At 71.3% G+C, this 669-nt stretch carries 1 protein-coding gene and 1 pseudogene; both read left to right on the top strand.

Features of this window, described 5'->3' with window-relative positions; translation table 11 throughout:
* The coding region (locus tag IE248_RS37060; protein WP_190033152.1) for an EfeM/EfeO family lipoprotein at nucleotides 1-402 on the top strand (402 nt) is incomplete at its 5' end.
* 28 nt (nucleotides 403-430) lie between these two features.
* A pseudogene (locus IE248_RS37055) lies at nucleotides 431-669 on the top strand (deferrochelatase/peroxidase EfeB); the annotation flags it as partial.

Raw genomic sequence — 669 nt, 5'->3', positions numbered from 1 at the left:
GACTGGCAGAAGAAGGTCGGCCAGGCGGAGATCACCCCCACCTCGATGGCCAACGGTGCTAAGGAGCTCCTCGACGAGGTCGCCACCGGCAAGGTCACCGGCGAGGAAGAGCGCTACTCCCACACCGACCTGGTCGACTTCAAGGGCAACCTCGAAGGCGCGCAGAAGGCGTACGAGCTCCTCAAGCCGACCGCCGAGAAGAACGACCCGGCCCTGGTCAAGCAGCTCGACACCCAGTTCTCCGCGCTCGGCGTCCTGCTGGACAGGTACCGCGCGGACAAGAACGGCTACGACTTCACCTCCTACGACAAGGTCGGCGACGCGGAGCGCAAGGAGCTGTCGGACGGGGTCAACTCCCTGGCCGAGCCGCTGTCCAAGCTCGTCGCCGCCGTCGCCAAGTAACCGCGGTCAGGGAGAGGCGGGAAGCACCATGACCGATCCGGCCAACGAGTCCGACCGGCAGCAGCGGGAGCCCGAGGGCGTCGCGCCCCGGCCATCGCGCCGCGCCCTCCTCGGCTGGGGCGGTGCCGGGCTCGCGCTCGGCGCCGCCGCGGCGGGCGGCACCGTCGCGGCGCTCCGGAGCGGGACCGAGACGGTGCCGGCGGGGATCAGTGGTGCGGCGGTGCCCTTCCACGGGGCGCACCAGGCGGGTATCGCCAGCGCCGTCCA

Source organism: Streptomyces goshikiensis (assembly GCF_014650555.1).
GTDB lineage: Bacteria > Actinomycetota > Actinomycetes > Streptomycetales > Streptomycetaceae > Streptomyces > Streptomyces goshikiensis.
This window is presented reverse-complemented; position numbering and strand designations above follow the sequence as displayed.